Below are 23,000 nucleotides of genomic sequence, written 5' to 3' on the forward strand. Positions count from 1 at the left end.
AAAATAATGCAATCAAAAAAATTATTAATAGCACTTTTAATTTTCACTTCAATTTTATCATGTAAAGATGATGAAAAAGAAAAAATTGAAGAAGTTCCGCTACAAACCTTTGTTGAGCCTGAAGGAATTAAAGAGTTTGGGTTTAATCTTAACGATTATATTGTAAAAAGAGATACCATAAAATCAGGAGATAGTTTTGGTGTTATCTTAGAAAGAAACAATTTAGGGTATCCAAAAATTTTTCAAATTGCCGAAAGAGCCAAAGACACTTTTGATATTACAAAATTACAGGTAGGAAAACCCTACACCTTGTTATGTGCTAAAGATTCTATACAAACGCCTAGGTGTTTTATTTATCAACCTAATAAAGAAGAATATGTGGTTGTGAATTTTCACGATTCCATTCATGCTTACACTAGCCGAAAACCAATAAAGTATGTCGAAAAAGTTGCTACAGGAACTATTTCTAGCAATATTTCAGAAGCTTTAGAAGAGCAAGGTTTAAGCCCTAGGTTAGCATTTAAAATGGCTGACGAAATATATGCTTGGACTATTGATTTTAGACGCTTACAACCAGGAGACAGGTTTAAAGTAATTTATACTGATAAGTATATTGATGACAGTATTTATGCAGGTGTGCATAATATTAAAGCTGCTTTTTTTGAGCATAACAAAGAGCCTTTTTACGCATTTCAGTTTGAAACAGATTCTACTAAAGGTATTAAAGATTACTTTAACGAAGAAGCTAAAAACCTAAGAAGAGCCTTTTTAAAAATGCCTGTTAAGTATGGTAGATTGTCTTCTCGCTATAATTTAAAAAGACGTATAGCCTATTACGGTTATAAAATTAGACCTCACAAAGGAACAGACTTTGCTGCTCCTGTTGGTACTGAAATTATGGCAACAGCAAATGGTACTGTAACTGAATCTAGACGAAAAGGAGGAAATGGTAATTATGTTAAGATTAGGCATAATGCAACCTACTCTACCCAATACTTGCACATGAGCAGACGAAAAGTTAAAGTAGGTGACTATGTAAAGCAAGGCGACGTTATCGGTTGGGTAGGAATGACAGGTAATACTGGAGGACCACACGTATGTTATCGTTTTTGGAAAAACGGAAAACAAGTAGATCCTTTTAGAGAAAAACTACCTGAAGCTGAACCAATTTCTGATAGCTTAAAGGTTAGATATTTAGAATACATAAAACCAATAAGAACCCAATTGGATAATATTCTATTTGAAGAACAAGAACCTGAAATCGAATTAGCAATAGAGGACGATATAATATCATAAGTATATAATGGCACTAAAAACAATCAACCCTACAACTACAAAATCTTGGAAAAAATTAGAAGAGCATTTTAACAATGTTAAAGATGTTCACATGAAGCAATGGTTTGCTCAAGATGCAGAAAGAGCAAATAAAATGACCATAAAATGGGAAGATTTTTATGTAGACTATTCTAAAAACAGAATAACTGAAGAAACGCTAAACCTTTTACTAGAGTTAGCTAATGAAGTTGATTTAAAAGATGCTATTTCAAAATATTTTGAAGGCGATATCATTAATGAAACCGAAGGAAGAGCGGTACTTCATACTGCTTTAAGAGCTCCAAAAACAGCTGAGGTTTTAGTAGGTGGAGAAAATGTTATCCCAGAAATTTATAGTGTTAAAGAAAAGATTAAAGATTTCACTAATAAAATTGTTAATGCCGAATTAAAAGGATATACAGGAAAAGCTTTTACTGATGTTGTAAACATTGGTATAGGTGGTTCCGATTTAGGTCCTGCAATGGTAGTCGATTCTTTGTCATATTATAAAAATCATTTAACAACGCATTTTGTAAGTAATGTAGATGGAGATCATGTTAATGAAGTTATCAAAAACTTAAATCCAGAAACAACACTATTTGTTATAGTGTCCAAAACATTCACCACACAAGAAACGCTTTCTAACGCAACAACTATTAGAAAATGGTTTTTAGAAAAAGCGCCAGATAATGCAGTTGCTAAACATTTTGTAGCTGTATCTACAAATATTGAAAAAGTAAAAGCTTTTGGTATTGACGAAAACAATATTTTCCCAATGTGGAATTGGGTAGGTGGTCGTTTTTCGCTTTGGAGTGCTGTAGGACTATCAATTAGTTTATCGGTTGGTTTTGAAAACTTTGATAAACTGCTTCAAGGAGCTCATAAAATGGATGAGCATTTCAAGACTGAAGACTTTGATAAAAACATACCTGTAATTGCAGGCTTGCTAAGTGTGTGGTACAATAACTTTTTTAATGTAGAAACCGAAGCGATTATCCCTTATACACAATACCTAAACCAGTTTGCTACCTATTTGCAACAAGGTATAATGGAAAGTAATGGAAAAAGTATTGACAGAAGCGGAGAACCTGTAAACTACCAAACAGGAACTATTATTTGGGGAGAACCAGGAACTAATTCACAGCACGCATTTTTTCAATTAATACATCAAGGTACAAAAATAATTCCTGCAGAATTTATAGGTTTTGCTGAATCTTTACACGGTAATCAAGACCATCAAGATAAGTTAATATCTAACTTTATTGCGCAAACTGAAGCCTTGTTAAATGGTAAATCAAAAGAACAAGTAATTGCTGAAGGTGCTCCTGAAAAATTAGTGCCTTTTAAAATATTTGAAGGTAACAAGCCTACAACTACAATTTTAATAAACCAATTAACACCTGAAAGCTTAGGAAAGCTAATTTCATTATACGAGCATAAAATATTCGTTCAAGGTGTAATTTGGAACATTTTTAGCTACGATCAGTTTGGTGTAGAGCTTGGTAAGCAACTGGCAAATGCAATTTTAAAAGACATTGACGAAAAAGAAATTGTTAATAAACACGATGCATCTACGCTTAACCTTTTAAAATTCTACAAAAATTTAACATAAAAATTGTTAAAAAGTTCTTGATAGTTTAAAGGCGTTAATAACTGATAACCTCAATATTATAGGTAACTTCTATCGGTTTAATTCTTAACATTTAGGTAATATATTATTTCCTTTAATGCGTAATTTTGCCAAAAAACTAATTCAAATTTTTTAATAATTCAGTATGAAAAAAATTACTCAATTTTTATCGATTGTCGTACTAATGCTTTTTACGACAATTGCTTTTTCACAAAGCACTATTACAGGTAAAGTTATTGGTTCAGACATGAATGAACCATTACCTGGAGCAAATGTTATTGAGAAAGGAACATCAAACGGAACAACAACAAACTTTGATGGAGAATTTTCAATTACAACTAAAGCATCTTCGGGTGAGATTACTATTACTTATGTTGGTTACACAACAAAGACTATTGCTTTTAATGGTAATCAAGATTTAGGTGAAATCATTTTACAATCTAGCGAAGTAGGTTTACAAGAAGTACAAATTATTGCTTCAGTAGCAGTAGACAGAAAAACACCTGTTGCTGTATCTACTGTTAAGGCTGCTGACATTGAGTTAAAATTAGGAACTCAAGAATTTCCTGAAGTATTAAAATCTACTCCAGGTGTATATGCAACTAAGTCTGGTGGTGGATTTGGTGACGGTCGTATTAACTTACGTGGGTTTACGTCTGAAAACGTAGCTGTAATGATTAATGGTGTACCAGTAAACGATATGGAGAATGGTCAAGTATACTGGAGTAACTGGGCAGGTTTATCTGATGTTACAAGCTCAATGCAAGTACAAAGAGGTTTAGGAGCTGCAAGAGTAGCTGTGCCTTCTGTTGGTGGAACTATCAACATTTTAACTAAAACTACTGATGTTGAAGCTGGTGGAAATTTTTACACAACTTTAGGTAACGATGGTTACAAGAAATTTGGAGTGACTTATTCTACTGGTTTAATGGATAACGGTTTTGCTGCAACAGTTTCTGCTTCTAAAACAGATGGTGAAGGATATGTAGATGGAACTCAATTTAATGCAGTTTCTTACTTTGTTAACTTATCTAAGCAAATTAATGACGCGCACAAATTGTCTTTCACAGCTTTTGGAGCTAAACAACGTCACGGTCAAAGACAAAACCGTCATACAATTGCAACTTATAGAGATAGCGAAAGAGGTAAAAAATATAACTCTGATTGGGGTTACAAAAATGGAGAAGTTGCTTTTATAGAAGATAACTTTTACCACAAACCACAAATATCTTTAAACCACTATTGGGATATAAATGATAACACTAGTCTTTCTACTGCAGCTTACGTTTCTTTTGGCTCTGGTGGAGGAGGAGGAACTCTTGGTAGCGATGGTGAAGTTGCTGGAGATGGTAGATCTAAATTTACTAGTGATGACTATCGAATAGGAGAGTTTGGTCCTTTAGATTTCGACAGAATAATTGACGAAAACATTGCTCTTGGAGCTAACGGTTCAACTGCAGCATTAAGAGCTTCTCGTAATGACCACAACTGGTTTGGAGTTATTTCTACATTAAAAACTAACCTTAACGATGATTTAGTACTTTTAGGAGGTTTAGACTTTAGAAATTATAAAGGTATTCACTTTAGAGAAGTAACTGATTTATTAGGAGGTCAATTCATTATCAACGAAGATAACGTAAACAACCCAACAGGAATTGCTAGAGTAGGTGATAAAATTTCTTACTATAACGATGGTCTTGTAGGTTGGGTTGGAGCTTTTGCTCAGTTAGAGTATGACGTTAATGAAAAATTCAACACATTTATTGCATTAAACGCGTCTAACACTTCTTACAAAAGAAAAGATTACTTCTTATACACTCCAGACGATCCATTAAGAGAGACTGATCGTTACAACTTCTTCGGTTTTGGAGCAAAAGGAGGTGCTAACTATAGACTTACTGATAACCACAACGTATTTGTTAACTTAGGATACTTTGAAAAAGCTGCCGATTTTGACGCTGTATTCCCTAACTTTAACAATGAGGAAATTAATGAGGATGCTGAAAACCAAAAAATTCTAAGTTTTGAGTTAGGATATGGATATAGAAGTGATAAGTTATCTGCAAATGTTAACTTATACAGAACAGCTTGGAGAGATAGAACAGAGACAATCGGTTTCCAATTAAATGAAGACGAAACAGGGTTTGCTAATATTTTAGGAATTAACGCTGTTCACCAAGGTATTGAAGTAGACTTTGTATATAGAGCTACTGATAGATTAGATATCACTGGTATGGCGTCTTTAGGAGACTGGAGATGGGAAGAAGATGTAACAGGTGTTCAAATCTTAAATGAAGAGCAAGAAGTGGTTGATACAGTAGACTTATATATCGAAGATACTCCTGTAGGAGATGCTGCTCAAACTACTTTAGCTTTAGGTATTAACTATAAATTTGGTGCTGATACTAGATTAATAGTAGATTATAATTATTTTGATCGTTTATATGCTGATTTTGACCCAAGTGATAGAGGTACTGAAGGTGCTCCAGATCCATGGGAAGTTCCAGCGTATGGTGTTTTTGATGCTGCATTAACTCACGGTTTCTCTTTTGGAGAGTTCGATGCTTCTTTAACAGCGAGAATAAACAACGTATTTGATACTGAATACATTGCTGATGCTTTAGACGGAACAGGTTCTAATGCTCAAACAGCACTTGTTTATTACGGATTTGGAAGAACATTTAGTGTAGGCGCAAAACTTAAATTTTAAAAAAATAGAACAATGAAAAGAATAGTTTATTTATTAACAATTGTAGGAATCATCTTTGTAGGATGTAATCCTATGGAAGACATCAATAATGAGATAGATGCAATTGACAACCCAGTTGTTGGAAATGCAGAATACACATTAACAGATGATGATTACGAAGATCTTGAACTAGGTTTTGGTAGCTTCGACTCTGAAGACCAAGCTAGAGAATTGTTACCAGATTTCCTTGCAGGATTATACCCATTTTGGGGAGATGGTTCATCAGTAGTAGTAGGGTACAACCTTTATGTTGGAAATGCTGAAGGTGTAAGTGATTTTACTGGAGCTGATATTTATGAATTCACAAATTCTGATTATGCTACAACAGGTAGTGATGCTTTTGGTTTCTATCCTAATGTAAATGCTACTAACGAAATTCCTGCAATATTAGATGCTCAAATAGCTAGTCCAACTGAAGGACAAATAGTTTTAGCTAAATACGACCAATATACGGAAACTCCTGAAGTAGGTTTAGCTGACTTAGTAGCTTACAACTTTGCAGGAAGCATGGAAGGATGGACTGTTGCTGAAGAATCAGGAGCTGATGATGTTTGGACTTCTCAATCAGGATATGTTCAAGGTAACGGATATTTTGGAACTCAAATAGCTAATGAAGAGTGGTTAGTATCGCCTTCAATTGATTTATCAGGAGAAAGTGATTTGAAATTCCAAATTACTCAAGAGTTAGATTTCGCTGGAGATACATCTTTAATCAAGATCTTAGTTTCAACTGATTATACTGATGATGTTTTAACTGCAACTTGGGATGAAATTACTTTAGCTAACCCAGCAACAGGAGATATGGCTTCTTCTGAAGATTATGATTTTTCAGCTTATGATGGAGAAACAATTAACGTTGCGTTTAGATATGAGTCAACTGATAGTGATGCTGCTAGATGGAGAATTGCAAGTTTAAAAATTAAAACTCTTGGTGCAACAGGAGACACTAACTCTAAAGGAGAATACTTTATGTATTCTGGAGGTACTTGGGTAGCTGTTGAAGGTGTATACTATTTAAGTTCTGATGATTTTGATGCAATGGGAGAAGGTTCTGGTCAACCAGGTCAGTACGATAACTTTAGTAGTTCTGTATCACCAAACAACTACTTGCCAGCGTTTATGGAAATCACTTTCCCTTACGGTCAAGAAGATGAAGAAATGTTTATTATTTATGACTATTTCTCTAGTTCTACTGGAGCGCAAATTAGAGGAAACCTTTACACTGTAACTGACGGTGTTTGGACAGGTCACGAGTCTACTATCGAAACAACTTTACAGTTTGGACATGATGGTACTGAGTGGCTACCTGATAACACAATTCAATACACATTAACAGGAACTGATTACTCTTACGTAGCAACAAATTATGCTGAAGTAGAAGGGTTTGAAGCTGCCGCAGGTAACTTAGCATCATTTGGTAACTTTAACAGAACTGGTGGTGGAACTAGCTGGAGTGATGAAATGATGTTTACTGTATTAACAGATTTATTAGCTAATGTTATTGCTCCTACTGCTGAAGAAGGTCAAAAATATGTATTAAGCTATGATGTATATGTTGGTAGTGGTGCAGTTGAATCTTTAAGCCTTATCAAAGAAGGTGGTGAGTGGATATTGAACGAATAATAACAGATATCACTATATAAAAAAACCGCTGAAATACTTCAGCGGTTTTTTTTATTTTATTGCCTCCATTTTATGGTTTCCATTATGTGCTTAATGTCGTTTTTTAAATACACAGCAGCAGGATAAATGGAGTCGTAATTAGGTTTTGCATAAAAGTAAAGTGACCCTGTTAAAAAGTGATTAATGCTATCAGTAACATAAAACTGAGATTGCGATGCAGCATTACCACCAACTTCGTAAAACATTCCAAAAACGCTTTGCTTTTCATTCTCATAAGGCTGTTCAACGATTTCATCAGCTTTACTAACATGTTTTAGAGTTAAACTTTGAGCATCTCTTAGTAAATTGTTTAAGTTGTCTTCGGTAACTTTTTTATAGGTAAGATAGATAGTTCCTTTCATTGAAGGATAGTTTATATCAATACCATAAGCATTTCTATTCTCGTCAATTTTAATTGAAGAAATACTATCAGAAAGTGTATTTTTTTCAAATGAAAACGGAAGAATAGTGTTTGTGCGCTTATACTCAGCAGCAGGATAATCTAAACGAAGATAACCATTAGGTTTTGGTACTGGATCGTCGCCACAAGACATACATAAACTTGCTAAGACAGGTAAAATGAGCTTCTTCATTAATCTAATATTGTAAACTTTACTTGTTTTATTCTCTTTTTGTCAAGAGCTTCAATAGTGAAAACGTAGTTTTTGAAATTTATTTTACTTCTCACTCTTGGAAATATACCAGAAATCTCTAGGACAAAGCCTGCAACGGTTTCAGCTTCTCCTTTAAACTCTTCAAAGTCTGAGTCGTCTTCTAATGAGATAATTCTATAAAAATCCTTTAAAGGTGTTTTACCTTCAAACAAAAAGTTTTTATCATCAATTATAGTGTAAATAAGGTCTTCATCGTCAAACTCATCACTAATATCTCCAACTATTTCTTCAATAACATCTTCTAAAGAGACCAACCCTGATGTGCCTCCATACTCATCAACCACAACTGCAAGATGTACTTTTTTAGTTTGAAATTCAACCATTAAATCATCTAGTTTTTTATTCTCAGGAACAAAAAATGGTTCGCGTAGCAAACTGGTCCAATCAAACTGCTTTCGGTCAATATATGGCAATAAATCTTTTACATATAAAATACCTACAACAGTATCTATGCTTTCTTTGTAAACAGGAATTCTAGAATATCCATTTTTTACAATTTCAGGAATAATTTCGGAGTATTTCTGTTCAGAATTAAGCGCGAAAATATCCATTCTTGGTCGCATAACTTGTTTGGTGTCGGTGTTTCCAAAAGAAACGATTCCTTGTAATATTTTATGTTCTTCGGTAGTGGTGTCTTGTTCGCTAGTGAGTTCTAGAGCTTGTGAGAGCTGGTCTACACTAATGTTGGACTTTTGTTTTCCAAGCCTATTTTGAATAGTAATGGTAATAAAACGCATAGGCATACTCACAGGTGTAAAAACAACATCTAAAAAGCGCAAAGGAACAGCCATAAAAGATGAAAACTTTACCCTATTTCTACTCGCATAAATTTTAGGAAGAATTTCACCAAATAGTAAAATTAAAAAGGTAATAACCACCACTTCTAATAAAAAACGTACCCAAGGGACTTGTATGCTATGAAATAAGCTTTCTCCTAAATAAGCAAACAAGATTACAATACCAATGTTTATAAAATTGTTAGCAACAAGTATGGTTGCCAAAAGTTTTTTTGGGCGTTCCAAAAGGTTAGAAATTATATTGAAAGTGTTAGGTTTTTCGTCTAAACCTGTATCAATATCAGATCGTGTTAAAGAAAAAAAAGCAACTTCGGCTCCAGAGATAAGTGCAGAGCAAGTTAGCAAAACTACAAGCAGAATAATTCCCGAAATTAACGGAAGGTTTACTGAAATTAATGTTATTATTAAACTCGAGGGTTCAGGGTCCAATTCTAAAAAATTTGGTTAAACATAATTAAAATGGTAAATCATCATTATCATCAACCATTGGTTCAGAACTACTATTGGCAGTTGGTTGTGGTTTTTGTGGTTGAGGTGTAGGGCTGTTTTGTTGAGATTCGCTTTTAGTAGTTAAAAACGTAAAGTCTGTACATTGTATTTCGGTTGAATACCTGTCCATGCCTTTATCGTCTTGCCACTTTCTAGTTTTTATACGACCCTCAACATAAATTCTATCACCTTTGGTTAAATATTTTTCGCAAATTTCAGCAGCTTTATTTCTAACTACTATATTATGCCATTCAGTATTAGTAACCCTTTCGTTAGTTTGCTTGTTGGTGTAGGTTTCGTTAGTAGCCAAAGGAAAACGACCAACACAGTTTCCACCTTCAAAATAATGCAGTTTTACTTCATCTCCCAAATGCCCAATGAGCATTACTTTATTTAAGGTTCCAGACATAATTAAAATTAAAATTTAAGTTAGCAAAATTAGCCATTTTAAAATGACTTTTTTAAAAGTAATAAAAAAATATGAGTCTTTACTAAACAGGAAAATTAAAATCGTTTAAAAAGTTACTTATTAAAACTGGAGTAGGATAATTGTGTAACTCAGTAATATAAATTCCTTCTTTAGGCAAGGTGTCAACTTCAATAATCCAAAATTTAGTATGTAAATGTTGATGCGATAGTTTATGTGTAATTTCAGTCTCATTATATAATGTAAAGTCATAACGTTGACCACTAAAAAAATCTTTAACCAAAGGATGTGTTTTAAAATCGTCAACACTTAAACTAGATTTAGTTTCAACTAACGGAAATTGATAAAGGTTTTTCCATATTCCTTTACCTGTTCGTTTATTGAATACAGTTTTTTTATCAGAAGAGATACACACCAAAAAGTTAAAGTGTTTTTTACTCACTTTAGTTTTCTTGAGTTTAACAGGTAGTTTAGAAATAGTATCGTTTTTTAAAGCTTCACAACTAGAGTTAAAAGGACAACTAGTACACTCAGGGTTTTTAGGCTTACATTGTGTAGCACCAAACTCCATTATGGCTTGGTTAAAATCAGCAGGATTATTGGTGTCAATAAGCTCTGTTGCCAAAGCCTTAAAAGTTTTAAAGCCTTCGGTAGTGTTTATTGGAGTCCCAATACCATAGTGTCTAGATAAAAACCGATATACGTTACCATCTACAACAGCAGTAGGTTCATTAAAACAAATTGAAGCTATCGCACTTGCAGTATAATCTCCTATACCTTTTAATTTAAGTAGCTCCTTGTATGTGTTAGGGAAAATCCCATTTAGTTCGTTTACAATATATTTTGCAGTGAAATGGAGGTTTCTGGCTCTAGAGTAGTAACCTAAACCTTGCCATAGTTTTAAAACCTCTTCTTCACTGGCATTAGCTAAGTCGAAAATAGTAGGAAAATTAGTAACAAAAGCTTCATAATATGGTAAACCTTGCTTAATTTGGGTTTGTTGCAAAATTATTTCCGATAACCAAATGTAATATGGGTTTTTGGTTTTTCGCCATGGAAGTTCGCGCTTATTTACTGAATACCAAATAGTTAAAATTTCTTTAAAATTCATTTAAATTTCTAAATATTGACAAAAATAAATCTTTACAACGTTAAATTTTAATTAATTAGGCTTGAAATATTGAAATTAAAATTCCTATATTTGCATCCCTTATAATTAATAGTAACCCAAAAATTAAATAACTATGACTAAAGCTGATATAGTAGCTAGAATTTCTGACAAGTTAGGAATTGAAAAAGGAGATGTACAAGCAACAGTAGAGACATTCATGGAAGAAGTAAAAACCTCATTAGAAGGTGGTGACAATGTTTACCTAAGAGGTTTTGGAAGTTTTATTATCAAAACAAGAGCAGAAAAAACAGGAAGAAACATTTCTAAGAATACAACAATTAAAATTCCTGCTCACAACATACCAGCATTTAAGCCTGCTAAAGTATTTGTAGAAGGTGTAAAGACAAATGTTGAAGTTAACTAAGACATTATAAAATAAATATTAATTAAAAAAGACAACAATTTATGCCAAGTGGTAAAAAAAGAAAAAGACACAAGGTAGCTACGCACAAGCGTAAAAAAAGACGTCGCGCTAATCGACACAAAAAGAAATAAAGTTGAAAAAGTAGTTTTTAAGCTACTTTTTCAATTTTTTAAAACTAACGTTCTTTGATATAAAATCCATAATACTTTACGTTTACCTTCGTAAAATATGGGTTTAACGGATTTAACATCCTGTGTCAAAAAATAAAGTACAATCCATCTATCGTGGTCATTTATGACCATGGTGGATTTAAATTTACAATATGGAGAATGAATTGATTATAAGATCGAGTTCAGATATTGTTGATTTTGCCTTATTAAAAGATGGAAAACTTATTGAATTACATAAAGATGAAGAGGATAACAACTTCTCGGTTGGTGATGTGTTTATAGCCAAAATACGTAAAGTTGTTCCTGGTTTAAATGCTGCATTTGTTAATGTAGGTTATGAAAAAGATGCATTTTTGCATTATCATGATTTAGGACCAAAATTACCTTCACTTTTAAAATTCGTAAAACGTGTAAGCACAGGAAAACACACAGATTTTTTACTCAAAAACTTTCAGTTTGAAAAAGATATTGATAAAAACGGAAGCGTTACTAACGCTTTAAAGTCCAATCAATCAATATTAGTACAAATTGTAAAAGAACCAATTTCAACCAAAGGACCTCGCATTAGTAGTGAGTTGTCCATAGCTGGTCGTTATATTGTTTTAGTACCATTTTCTGATAGAATTTCAATTTCTCAAAAAATTGAATCGAAAGAAGAAAAAGATCGTTTAAAACGATTGGTAAAAAGTATAACACCTAAAGGTTTTGGAGTTATAGTTCGTACTGTAGCTGAAGGACAAAAAGTTGCAGAGCTAGATAGAGATTTACAAAACTTACTATCTAGGTGGAAAGCAATGTGTAAAAAACTTAACAAAGCACATCACCCAAGCAAAGTACTTGGAGAAATGAACAAAGCCTCTTCTATTTTAAGAGATATATTTAATGATTCATTTTCTAGTATTGTTGTGGATGATGAAGAGTTGTACGTACAAATAAAAGATTATGTGCAAGAAATTGCACCAAAAAAAGAGTCTATTGTAAAGATGTACAAAAATGGCGTACCAGTTTTTGAAAAATTTGGTATAGAACGTCAAATAAAAACATCTTTTGGACGCACAGTATCAATGGCAAAAGGTGCCTACTTGGTTATTGAACATACCGAAGCACTACATGTTATTGATGTAAACAGTGGAAATCGATCTAACAAAGAAAAAAACCAAGAAGACACTGCTCTTGAAGTTAATATGATATCAGCATCTGAAATTGCTCGACAATTGCGTTTACGCGATATGGGAGGAATTATTGTAGTTGATTTTATTGACATGAACAAAGCAGAAAACCGAAAAACACTGTACAATCATCTTCGCGAAGAAATGAAAGATGATAAAGCAAAACATAAGATATTACCTCCGAGCAAGTTTGGGCTAGTACAAATTACCAGACAGCGTGTACGTCCGGAAAGGAATATTAAAACAAAAGAAGAAAACCCTAATGGTAATAATGGTGACGAAATTGAAGCACCAATTAAAATTGTGAATAAAATTACACAAGACCTTGAAAGGATTTTCAATAAAGACTATAAAAAGGTGACTTTAAACACACATCCTTTTATAGCAGCCTTTTTAACTAAAGGTTTTCCATCCATTAGGACAAAATGGTTTATGGAACATAAAAAATGGGTAAAAGTGTTACCTAGAGATGCTTACACATATCTTGAATATCATTTTTTTGACAAAAATGGTAAGGAAATCAAATAATATCTAAAACCCCTTTTCACTATCGTGGAAAGGGGTTTTTTGTTTTTTAACCTTTGTTAAATGTCAAGGAGCTGGATTAGGTATTTCAGCATGTACTTGGTCTATTTCTTTAAGGATATCATCAGTTAATGTGATGTGTATACTGTCAATGTTTTCTTGTAACTGTTCGGTACTGGTTGCTCCAATAATATTACTGGTTACAAAAGGACGTTGTGTTACAAATGCCAAAGCCATTTGAGCTAATGACATGTTGTGGTCTTCAGCAATTTTTAAATATCGCTTTGTAGCTTCGGTGGATTGTGCGCTACTGTATCTTGCAAATCTTGGAAAGAGGTTTAATCGCGCGTTTACGTCATCTTGACCTTTTATGTACTTACCAGATAATACACCAAATGCCATTGGCGAGTAAGCTAAAAGCCCAATATTTTCACGTAATGAAATTTCAGCTAAGTCACCTTCAAAGGTTCTGTTTAATAGTGAATACGCATTTTGTATGGTAATCATTCGTGGTAAATCATGAGTTTTAGAGGCTTCTAAATAACGCATAGTTCCCCAAGCTTTTTCGTTTGAAATACCAGCATGTCTAACTTTTCCAGACTTGATAATATCGTCTAAAGTTTCTAAAACCTCATGGAAATTATCACTCCACGCATCAGCAGAATTGTGTTTATAATCTCTTATTCCAAAGGTGTTTGTATGACGCTCTGGCCAATGCAGTTGAAACAAATCAATATAGTCGGTCTTTAATCGTTTTAAACTATTTTCAACCGCTTCATGCAGTGCGTTTTTGCTAAACCCATTAGTTCTTATATGTGCTGTGTAATCTCCAGGTCCAGCAATTTTACTTGCTAAAATAACCTTGTCTCTATTACCAATTTTTTCAAACCAGTTTCCTATAATTATTTCGGTGTGCGCATAACGTTCAGGTGTTGCTGGTACAGGATATAATTCGGCAGTATCAAAAAAGTTTATGCCATGGTCTAAAGCCATATCCATTTGTGCAAAGCCTTCGTCTTGGGTGTTTTGATTTCCCCAAGTCATTGTGCCCAAACATAGTTTGCTCACTTTTATATCAGTATTTGGGAGTGTAGTGTATTTCATTTTGCTTTTCTTGTCATGCTGAACTTGATTCAGCATCTAATTAAAACTTTTTTCTGATAAAGGATTCCTGCTTTCGCAGGAATGTCGATTAAATGTCATTCAATAACTTAGAAATCTCGTCTAACTTTGGTGTTAAAATTACTTCAATTCTTCTGTTCTTCGCTTTTCCTTCTGCAGTATCATTGCTTGCAACAGGTGCAAACTCTCCACGTCCTGCAGCAGTTAAATTTTCAGGGTTTATTGAAGGGTTTTCTCTTAAAATAGTAACGATAGCAGTTGCTCGTTTTGTTGATAAGTCCCAGTTACCACTAAGTTGACCACTACCTGTATATGGAACATTATCAGTATGTCCTTCAATAAGGATAGCAATTTCAGGGTTCTCAGCTAAAACGCTACCAAGTTGTTTTACAGCTTCTCGTCCGTTAGCACCAACAGCCCAACTACCTGATTGAAACAACAGCTTGTTTTCCATAGATACATATACTTTTCCGTCGCGTTGCTCAACAGTTAAGCCTTTACCTTCAAAGTTGGTTAACGCTTTTGAAATAGCGTCTTTTAAGCGTGTCATGGCAGCATCTTTAGAGGCAATCACGTTTTCAAGTTCAGCTACACGTTGCGATCTACTTTCCAGTTCTTTTTTCAATTTCTCTAAACGCTCGTTTTCGGCAGCAAGAGCTTGTTCTTTAGCTTCTAATTGCGCTAACAATTCTCTATTCTTTTTAGAGTTTGCTGCAATAGCTGAAGAGCTGTTTTTCTCTAATGCATCATAAGATTCTTTTAAGTTGTCGAGATTGGTTTTTGTAGCGTCATAATCGGTTTGCAATTTATCACGCTGAGCAACAGTTGCGTCGTAATCTTTTTTAAGTTTTGCCAAATCGTTTTGAGCTTTGTTTAAAGCATCAGACAAACTTTTGTTCTCACTGGATAACGCTCTGTTTTCCTTTTTTAAATCGGCATATTTGTTTTCTAAATCAGTATAGATTTTTTTAGATACACATGATGTTGTTAAGGTTAGTGTAAGTGCTATTAACGACAATTTTTTAAGCATATAATTAAGTTTTAATTGTTTTGGGTTTCAATTTCTAATAAAATAGGACAATGGTCACTATGAACAGCGTCAGATAGTATAACGCTTCGTTTTATGTTTTCTTGTAAAGGTTCGGTTACCATAGCATAATCTAGTCGCCAACCTTTGTTGTTGGCTCTTGCATTGGCTCTATAACTCCACCAAGTATATTCTTGTTTTCCAGGATGTAAATGTCTGAAAGAATCTATAAAACCACTATTGATAAAATTGCCTAACCATTCGCGTTCTTCGGGCAAAAATCCTGAAACGCCTTTCATTTTAGGATTGTGAATGTCAATTTCTTCATGGCAAATATTATAATCACCACACACTACAAGGTTAGGGAAGGCTTCGCGTAATTCATTTAAATACTCATGAATCATGTTCATGTATTCAAATTTATGGGCTAACCTATCATCATTGGTTCCTGAAGGTAAATACATACTCATTACTGAAACACCATTAAAATCGGCTCTAATGTTTCTACCTTCAAAGTCCATAGACTCTATTCCTGTACCAAACTCTACATGATCAGGTTTTATCTTGCTAAGTATAGCAACACCACTGTAGCCTTTTTTTTGAGCACTAAACCAATAGTTGTGAGTGTAACCTGCTTCTTCAAAAATATCTAAATCCAATTGCTCTTTTAAAGCTTTTATTTCCTGAAGGCAAACAACATCCGGATTTGCAATTTTTAACCAATCTATAAACCCTTTATTTAATGCTGCTCTTATACCATTGACGTTATAGGAAATAATCTTCATTGAATCTTTTTTTGAATTTTAGCTAAAATAAATAATACTGTACTTTTACACTAAAATTTTATGGAGCTTTTAACTATAAAATATTTTTGTGTTTAAAGAGTTTTAGGTACTGATGAAAATTGCTATTGCTTGTGTGTGTGTTTTAATGTCTTTTTGTGCTTTAGCACAAGAATCGACCTCTAATTACAGAACCAAAAAAGTAGCAGTAAGTGATACCATAAAAATTGATACTGTAAGCATTAACTCTAGCAAGTTTGTGTTAAAGACTAAAACTAATGTGGTTATTGATAGCTCTAAGTACAATGTCGATTTCTCTAAAGCGCTCTTAACTTTTAATGCTCCTTTAGAAACTGATACGCTTGTTATTGAATACTTGCGTTTTCCTGAGTTTATGACTCGTAAGTATTTTCAGTTGGATGATAATATTATTGTGAATAACACCAATGATACACAACGATTGTATAGGTTGCAACAATCCACACTACAAAATAATTTCACACCTTTTGACGGTTTAAATACTTCAGGAAGTATCTCTAGAGGTGTTACTATTGGTAATAACCAAAACTCAGTATTAAACAGTGAATTGGATTTACAAATCACAGGTAAATTGAACGATAAAGTCTCGCTGCGAGCATCAATACAAGATGCAAATATACCTTTGCAAGAGAGTGGATATTCGCAACGATTAGATGAGTTTGATCAAGTGTTTATTGAGTTGTTTAGTGATAATTGGAACATTAGAGCAGGAGATATCGATTTGGTTAACAACAGTAGCTATTTTGCCAATTTTACTAAGCGTGTACAAGGATTGCTGGTTAATGTAGATTTAGAACACCCTAACTCTAAAACCAATTTTTTTGCCTCAGGTGCTTTGGTAAGAGGACAGTTTACAACCAGCAAGTTTACAGCTCAAGAAGGTAACCAAGGTCCTTATAAACTTAGAGGGCCAAATAACGAGTTGTTTGTGCTTATTGTTTCTGGTAGCGAAACGGTTTATGTTAATGGAATTCCGGTTGAACGTGGAGAAAACAAAGACTATATCATAGATTATAATGCTGGTGAGATTATTTTCAACTCAACCTATCCTATCACTTCTGAAATGCGTATCACTGTCGATTATCAGTTTAGTGAACGTAATTTTTCACGTTTTACAGCGTATGGAGGTGGAAGTTATGAAACCGAAAAACTTAAGTTAGGTGTTTCGGTGTATTCCGAAGTGGATGCTAAAAATCAACCCTTACAGCAAAACCTATCTAACGAACAAAAGCAAATATTGGCCAATGCAGGTGATGACAGATCCTTAATGGTTGCGCCTTCTGATGTTCCTGAAAATTACAGTGAAAATCGAATTTTGTACAAAAAGGAACTCATTAATGGTGTTGAAGCCTTTGTGTTTTCAAACAATCCTGATGACGAATTGTTTAATGTGAAATTCTCGTTAGTTGGTGATAATGAAGGAAATTACATTATAATAAATAGTAATGCCATTAATAACATTTACGAATATGTGCCACCAGTAAACGGTGTGCTACAAGGAAATTATGAACCTGTTGTGCAGTTGATAGCACCTACAAAATTGCAGATAGCAGTACTGAATGCAGCATATAAACCAACTGAGAAAACAGATGTGTATTTTGAAGTAGCAGGAAGCAAAAACGATCTCAATTTATTTTCGGGTTTAGATGATGCTAATAACGATGGGTTTGCTGCTAAATTAAAAGTGAACCAAAAACTGATACAAACCGATAGCCTTTGGAACTTAAATGCTTATGTAGATGCAGATATTATCCAGGAGAATTTTAAAACCATTCAACGTTTGTATTATGCCGAATTTAATAGAGATTGGAACCTCGAAGATCCACTTGGTAATCAAAACCTGTTGAGTTCAGGAGTAGAATTATTTCATCCTAAAAAAGGAATTGCAAATTATAAGTTTGAATATTTAGGGTTTTCTGAAAATTTCACAGGAAACCGTCACAGCCTTTTGGCTAATTTGAACTTTAAAGGTTTAAATGTATTTACAAATACAAGCATAACCAAGAGTGATAACACAATTTCAGATTCTAGGTTTTTTAGGTCATTTAATCGTGCTGTGTATGGTTTTAACAAACAATGGGTTGGTGCCAAATTAGCTTCAGAAGAGAACAAGCAACGCGAAAAACTATCAGGTAATTTCACTAATTTAAGTCAGCGTTTTACGTCTTACGAAGTGTTTACAGGTATTGGTGATAGTACAAATGTGTTTGTTGAATTGGGTTATAAACACAGGGTTAATGACAGTTTAAGGGTTGAAGGACTTAAGCGTGTAAACAGTTCAAACACGTATTATATTAAGTCAAAGTTGATACAAAATGATAATACCAATTTAGGAGTTTATGTTAATTACCGAAAATTAAAATGGGAAGATGAAGCTGCTGAAGATGAGCAGTCCTTAAACTCTAGAGTAAACTACAATCAAAACTTGTTTAATAATTTAGTACAGTGGAATACAATTTTTGAGACCAATTCAGGAACATTACCACAACAAGATTTTACTTATGTTGAAGTTGAAGCAGGACAAGGTAGCTATACTTGGATTGATTATAACGAAGATGGTATACAAGAGCTCAACGAGTTTGAAGTGGCTCAATTTCAAGATGAAGGAAATTATATACGCGTGTTATTGCCTAATCAGGTATTTATAAAAACACATCAAAATAGGTTGAGTCAAACTATAACCTTAAATCCGCAGCAATGGTCAGTTTCCGAAAATAAATCCAAAAAGTTCTGGTCTCATTTTTATAATCAAACCGCATTTTTAATTGACCGAAAGTTGAGAAAAGAAGGCAATGACTTTAATTTAAATCCTTTTGAAGAAGATGAAAACAACCAATTGGCAGTTAATAAAAGTATAAGAAATGTGTTGTTTTTTAATAGAGGAAAACAACGTTTTACAACATCTTACACATTCTTGTCCAACAGTAATAGAACAGTACTTTCAATAGGATTTCAACAAAATAAATTAAAGAGTCATCAGTTTAATTTTAATCATAAATTCGGGAAAAGCTGGTTGCTTAACATGACTTCGGCTATTGATGTCAATGAGAGCGAAAGTGAAAATTACAGCTCAAGAAATTATACGATTGACGAAGTAAGGTTTAACCCAAAGTTGTCATATTTATTCAATGAAAATGCAAGTTTTGATGTGTTTTACCAATACACTTCAAAAGACAATACTATTGGTAATATGGAAACCTTACTTCAAAACAATTATGGAATTTCTTTTACGTACAATAACGCGCAAAAAATTTCACTTACAGGTGAAGTCAATTTGTTTCAAAACACCTTTGAGGGTAATGCCAACACACCTGTAAGCTATCAAATGCTAGAAGGCTTACAACCAGGAAAAAACTTTACTTGGAGTTTACTGGCTCAAAAGAAATTGACTAAGTTTTTAGATTTGAATTTAAATTACTTTGGAAGAAAAACCGAAACCTCCAAGACCATTCATACAGGAACAGTACAGTTAAAGGCTTATTTTTAAAAAATAAGTGAATTCTCACGCAACGTTTTCACTACTATTGCATCTTTATAGTATTAATTTTTATCTATTCTTTATGAAAAAAACAATTTTGCATGTAGCTTTATTATTATCTGTCTTTGCTGTAAATGCTCAAGAATTAACAGATGAAGCACCAAAAAAATCTGAAATTTCAACAAACCTATTAGATTTAGTAGTTGCAGGAACTTTAAATGTAAATTACGAGCGTTTGTTCGACAAAAATCAATCATTATTAATTAGTGCTAACTTTTTTGATACCTATGGTTATTATGATGCAGGATATATTGAAAAAAGCAATGCATTAAGTTTTAAGGCTGCTTATTTAATTTACTTTTCTAAAGAAAAAGAGCATGCAGGTTTTTTCTTTTACCCTCAATTAAAAGTTAGAACAGGAGAAATTACTGTTGAAGAATATTATTACTATGACTATGAAAATGAAACATCAATTGAAGAAGAATACACCTATGATGTTGATGGGTTTTCAGCAGGCTTTGGAATTGGACATAAATGGATGTTTAGTAATAAATTTACTCTAACACTTTATGGTGATATTGCAAGAAACCTAGGAAATTTTGATACTGATTATTTAGAAAATATCGAATTAAGGTTTGGAGTTAATTTTGGTTACAGATTTTAATCTACACAAAATGCTATAAAAAAATCCCAAGAGTGTACTTGGGATTTTTTTATTGAGGTATGTTAGTTTTTTGTAGTGATAAATTACATTTTCATTAACCACTCACGAACATCAACTTCTTTTTTGATAATGTCTCTTAACTCAGAAACCTTAACGCGCTTTTGCTCCATAGTGTCTCTATGACGAATTGTAACTGTGTTGTCTTCTAAACTTTCTCCATCTACAGTAATACAAAATGGCGTACCTGCAGCATCTTGTCTTCTGTAACGTTTACCTACAGCATCCTTTTCATCATAAAATACGTTGAAGTCCCATTTTAAGTCATCAACAATAGCCTTAGCCATATTTGTTAAAGCTTCATCTTTTCTTACTAATGGTAGTATAGCAGCTTTTGTAGGTGCTAAAACAGCAGGAAGTTTCAACACATCGCGTTTAGAACCATCTTCTAATTCTTCTTCTACTAATGCGTTTGAAAACACTGCTAAGAACATTCTGTCAAGTCCAATAGACGTTTCTAGAACATAAGGCACGTAGCTTTTACCTTCTTCGTGGTCAAAATACTGTAGCTTTTTACCAGAGTATTCTTCGTGTTGTTTTAAATCAAAATCTGTACGCGAGTGGATGCCTTCTAGTTCTTTAAATCCGAATGGGAATTTAAATTCAATATCAGTAGCAGCATCAGCGTAGTGTGCTAATTTTTCATGATCATGGAAACGATAGTTGTCTTCGCCTAAACCTAAAGATTTATGCCATTTTAAGCGTGTGTCTTTCCAATAGTCGAACCATTCTTTTTGAGTTCCTGGTTTTATGAAAAATTGCATTTCCATTTGTTCAAACTCACGCATTCTAAAAATAAATTGTCTTGCAACAATTTCGTTTCTAAATGCTTTTCCTGTTTGGGCAATTCCAAAAGGAATTTTCATACGTCCTGTTTTTTGAACGTTTAGAAAGTTTACAAAAATACCTTGAGCTGTTTCAGGTCGCAAGTACAAATCCATTGCACTTTCAGCAGAAGCACCTAGTTTGGTACCAAACATAAGGTTAAATTGCTTTACATCTGTCCAGTTACGACTTCCTGTAAGTGGGTCGGCAATTTCCAACTCTTCTATCAACGCTTTTACATCAGCTAAATCTTCATTTTCTAAAGATTTTGCAAGACGCGATAAGATAGTATCAATTTTTTCTTGATACCCTAAAACACGCTGATTGGTGGTAATAAATTCTTGTTTATTAAATGCGTCACCAAAACGTTTTTCTGCTTTAGCAACTTCTTTATCTATTTTAGTTTCAATTTTGGCACAGTAGTCTTCAACAAGCACATCAGCTCTGTAGCGCTTTTTAGAGTCTTTGTTGTCAATTAATGGGTCGTTAAAAGCATCGACGTGTCCAGAGGCTTTCCAAGTAGTTGGATGCATAAATATTGCAGCATCAATACCTACAATATTATCGTGCATTTGTACCATGGCTTTCCACCAATAGTCACGTATGTTTTTTTTGAGTTCGGCTCCATTTTGTGCATAATCATATACAGCACTTAAACCGTCGTATATTTCACTACTTTGGAATACGTATCCATACTCCTTTGCGTGTGATATAACCTTTTTAAATTGATCGTCGTTGTTTGCCATGGTGCAAAAATAAAAAACCGCACCAACTAACGGAACGGTTTTTCAAAAAATAAAATTAGTTAGTTAATTAAGCTCTATTTTGGTTGAACCTAAATGATGATTTTTGTGAAACACATTAATGTGATAGGTGCCTTTTGTTAAAGGTTGATCGTCATTATCAGTGTCTATTGACAGTGTGACATCCATATCATTATTTTGGTAATTAACCACTTCTTTAAGACTGTAGATTAATAGCGAATTTCCAAAATCAATTGAGCCTTTATCAGCTACTACATTGTTTTTTGGGTTTACTATTTGAACATATAATTCTTTATCTCCATTTTCAGCTAATGCATTTTCAGCCAAAGTAAAACTTACGTCTATTTGGTTGGCACTACTAGCTTTTCGAGTAATTATGGTTTTTCCTAAAAAGTTTTTAACTGCTTTTGCTTTAAAGGAATTTGCAGTTAGAATAGCCCCTTCTTCTAGCTTTTTGTTTAAAATAAAATTTTCTTCGGAAAGCTTTTTATTGGTAAGTCGCTCTTTTTGTAACTCGTTGTAAGCTAGTAGTTTTTCCTTTTGGAGGTTATGGTTAATAGCTTTTAAAGAGTCTATAGTAAAGAACAATAGATTGTTTTTTTCTTTAAGATTAATAACTTGGTTCTTGAACTTCGAAATCACTGATAAATCCACATGCATAAGCTTTAGAGAATCCAAAGCTACTAGTGTTTCTCTTTTGGCGTCTTCGAGTTGTGAAGACAAAAGATTATTAGAGGTAAGCGTGTTGTCATATCTCAAAATCATTTGAGATAATTCATTCTCCATTAAGTATTTTTCTTGTTCTAAAAATTGTTGATGAGCTCTAATGGATTGGTAACTTGTAAAGCCAAAAACACATAAAACCGTAATAGTTGCTATTAATGAACCAATAATTAATCTGTAGTTAAAAAATTGAGGGTTAACTATCATTATTAATTTGTTATTTTACCATGCGAAAGTATAATTTTATGTTAAGGTTATTTTATTTTTATCGATGAAATGATAAAAAACTTGTTAAACTTATTTTTTCCAAAGGTTTGTCTCGCTTGTGCAAGTTACTTGGGCGATAATGAGGCTTATATTTGTGTTAAATGTAGGCAC

At 33.3% G+C, this 23,000-nt stretch carries 17 protein-coding genes; 8 read left to right on the forward strand and 9 right to left on the reverse strand.

What is annotated here, in order from left to right:
• Positions 1-6: 6 nt before the first annotated feature.
• From A8975_RS01825 to A8975_RS01840, 4 genes are all read left to right on the forward strand, one after another.
• Positions 7-1,296 (forward strand): peptidoglycan DD-metalloendopeptidase family protein, encoded by a 1,290-nt coding sequence (locus A8975_RS01825; protein ID WP_134198473.1) that lies wholly within the window; start codon positions 7-9, stop codon positions 1,294-1,296.
• A gap of 7 nt (positions 1,297-1,303) precedes the next feature.
• The gene (pgi, locus tag A8975_RS01830; protein WP_131506218.1) at positions 1,304-2,926 is read left to right on the forward strand and encodes a glucose-6-phosphate isomerase; all 1,623 of its coding nucleotides are present in this window, start codon (positions 1,304-1,306) and stop codon (positions 2,924-2,926) included.
• Positions 2,927-3,089: 163 nt separating this feature from the next.
• The gene (locus A8975_RS01835) at positions 3,090-5,654 is read left to right on the forward strand and encodes a TonB-dependent receptor (RefSeq protein ID WP_134198474.1); all 2,565 of its coding nucleotides are present in this window, start codon (positions 3,090-3,092) and stop codon (positions 5,652-5,654) included.
• 12 nt (positions 5,655-5,666) lie between these two features.
• Positions 5,667-7,316, forward strand: a complete 1,650-nt coding sequence (locus A8975_RS01840; RefSeq protein WP_131506216.1) for a choice-of-anchor J domain-containing protein — start codon at positions 5,667-5,669, stop codon at positions 7,314-7,316.
• A gap of 56 nt (positions 7,317-7,372) precedes the next feature.
• Here A8975_RS01840 and gldD read toward each other — a convergent pair whose 3' ends face one another.
• From gldD to mutY, 4 genes are all read right to left on the reverse strand, one after another.
• On the reverse strand, positions 7,373-7,948 hold the full coding sequence (gene gldD, locus A8975_RS01845) for a gliding motility lipoprotein GldD (protein WP_131506215.1): 576 nt from the start codon (positions 7,946-7,948) through the stop codon (positions 7,373-7,375).
• Positions 7,948-9,255, reverse strand: a complete 1,308-nt coding sequence (locus A8975_RS01850) for a gliding motility-associated protein GldE (protein ID WP_129759571.1) — start codon at positions 9,253-9,255, stop codon at positions 7,948-7,950. The genes gldD and A8975_RS01850 overlap by 1 nt, the downstream gene beginning before the upstream one ends.
• A gap of 25 nt (positions 9,256-9,280) precedes the next feature.
• On the reverse strand, positions 9,281-9,724 hold the full coding sequence (locus A8975_RS01855) for a single-stranded DNA-binding protein (protein WP_129759570.1): 444 nt from the start codon (positions 9,722-9,724) through the stop codon (positions 9,281-9,283).
• An 82-nt stretch (positions 9,725-9,806) separates the two neighbouring features.
• Positions 9,807-10,853, reverse strand: a complete 1,047-nt coding sequence (gene mutY / locus A8975_RS01860) for an A/G-specific adenine glycosylase (RefSeq protein WP_134198475.1) — start codon at positions 10,851-10,853, stop codon at positions 9,807-9,809.
• Positions 10,854-10,986: 133 nt separating this feature from the next.
• Here mutY and A8975_RS01865 point away from each other — a divergent pair, with 133 nt between their 5' ends.
• Positions 10,987-11,277: an HU family DNA-binding protein gene (locus A8975_RS01865; protein WP_129759568.1), complete on the forward strand. Its 291-nt coding sequence runs from the start codon at positions 10,987-10,989 to the stop codon at positions 11,275-11,277.
• Positions 11,278-11,599: 322 nt separating this feature from the next.
• Positions 11,600-13,144 carry a ribonuclease E/G gene (locus A8975_RS01870; protein ID WP_134198476.1) on the forward strand — a complete coding sequence of 515 codons (1,545 nt, stop codon included), beginning with the start codon at positions 11,600-11,602 and terminating at the stop codon, positions 13,142-13,144.
• A gap of 63 nt (positions 13,145-13,207) precedes the next feature.
• On the opposite strand, the gene A8975_RS01875 is transcribed toward A8975_RS01870, so the two are convergent.
• The 3 genes from A8975_RS01875 to A8975_RS01885 all read right to left on the reverse strand — a co-directional run bounded on the left by A8975_RS01875 (position 13,208) and on the right by A8975_RS01885 (position 16,075).
• On the reverse strand, positions 13,208-14,245 hold the full coding sequence (locus A8975_RS01875; RefSeq protein ID WP_134198477.1) for an aldo/keto reductase: 1,038 nt from the start codon (positions 14,243-14,245) through the stop codon (positions 13,208-13,210).
• Between the two features lie 88 nt (positions 14,246-14,333).
• The gene (locus A8975_RS01880) at positions 14,334-15,293 is read right to left on the reverse strand and encodes a flagellar motor protein MotB (protein WP_131506210.1); all 960 of its coding nucleotides are present in this window, start codon (positions 15,291-15,293) and stop codon (positions 14,334-14,336) included.
• A gap of 11 nt (positions 15,294-15,304) precedes the next feature.
• Positions 15,305-16,075 carry an exodeoxyribonuclease III gene (locus A8975_RS01885; protein ID WP_134198478.1) on the reverse strand — a complete coding sequence of 257 codons (771 nt, stop codon included), beginning with the start codon at positions 16,073-16,075 and terminating at the stop codon, positions 15,305-15,307.
• A gap of 112 nt (positions 16,076-16,187) precedes the next feature.
• On the opposite strand from A8975_RS01885, the gene A8975_RS01890 reads away from it, so the two are divergent.
• A complete protein-coding gene (locus A8975_RS01890; RefSeq protein ID WP_134198479.1) occupies positions 16,188-19,598 on the forward strand; it encodes a hypothetical protein in 3,411 nt (1,136 codons plus the stop codon).
• Positions 19,599-19,671: 73 nt separating this feature from the next.
• Positions 19,672-20,253: a DUF3575 domain-containing protein gene (locus tag A8975_RS01895; RefSeq protein ID WP_129759561.1), complete on the forward strand. Its 582-nt coding sequence runs from the start codon at positions 19,672-19,674 to the stop codon at positions 20,251-20,253.
• An 83-nt stretch (positions 20,254-20,336) separates the two neighbouring features.
• Here the strand turns inward: A8975_RS01895 and A8975_RS01900 are convergent, their stop codons facing one another.
• Together A8975_RS01900 and A8975_RS01905 are read right to left on the reverse strand one after the other, a co-directional pair.
• Positions 20,337-21,881 carry a glycine--tRNA ligase gene (locus A8975_RS01900; protein WP_134198480.1) on the reverse strand — a complete coding sequence of 515 codons (1,545 nt, stop codon included), beginning with the start codon at positions 21,879-21,881 and terminating at the stop codon, positions 20,337-20,339.
• Between the two features lie 63 nt (positions 21,882-21,944).
• The gene (locus A8975_RS01905; RefSeq protein WP_134198481.1) at positions 21,945-22,829 is read right to left on the reverse strand and encodes a hypothetical protein; all 885 of its coding nucleotides are present in this window, start codon (positions 22,827-22,829) and stop codon (positions 21,945-21,947) included.
• Positions 22,830-23,000 lie beyond the last annotated feature (171 nt).

Source organism: Meridianimaribacter flavus, from assembly GCF_004366715.1.
In the GTDB taxonomy this organism is placed as follows: domain Bacteria; phylum Bacteroidota; class Bacteroidia; order Flavobacteriales; family Flavobacteriaceae; genus Gaetbulibacter_B; species Gaetbulibacter_B jejuensis.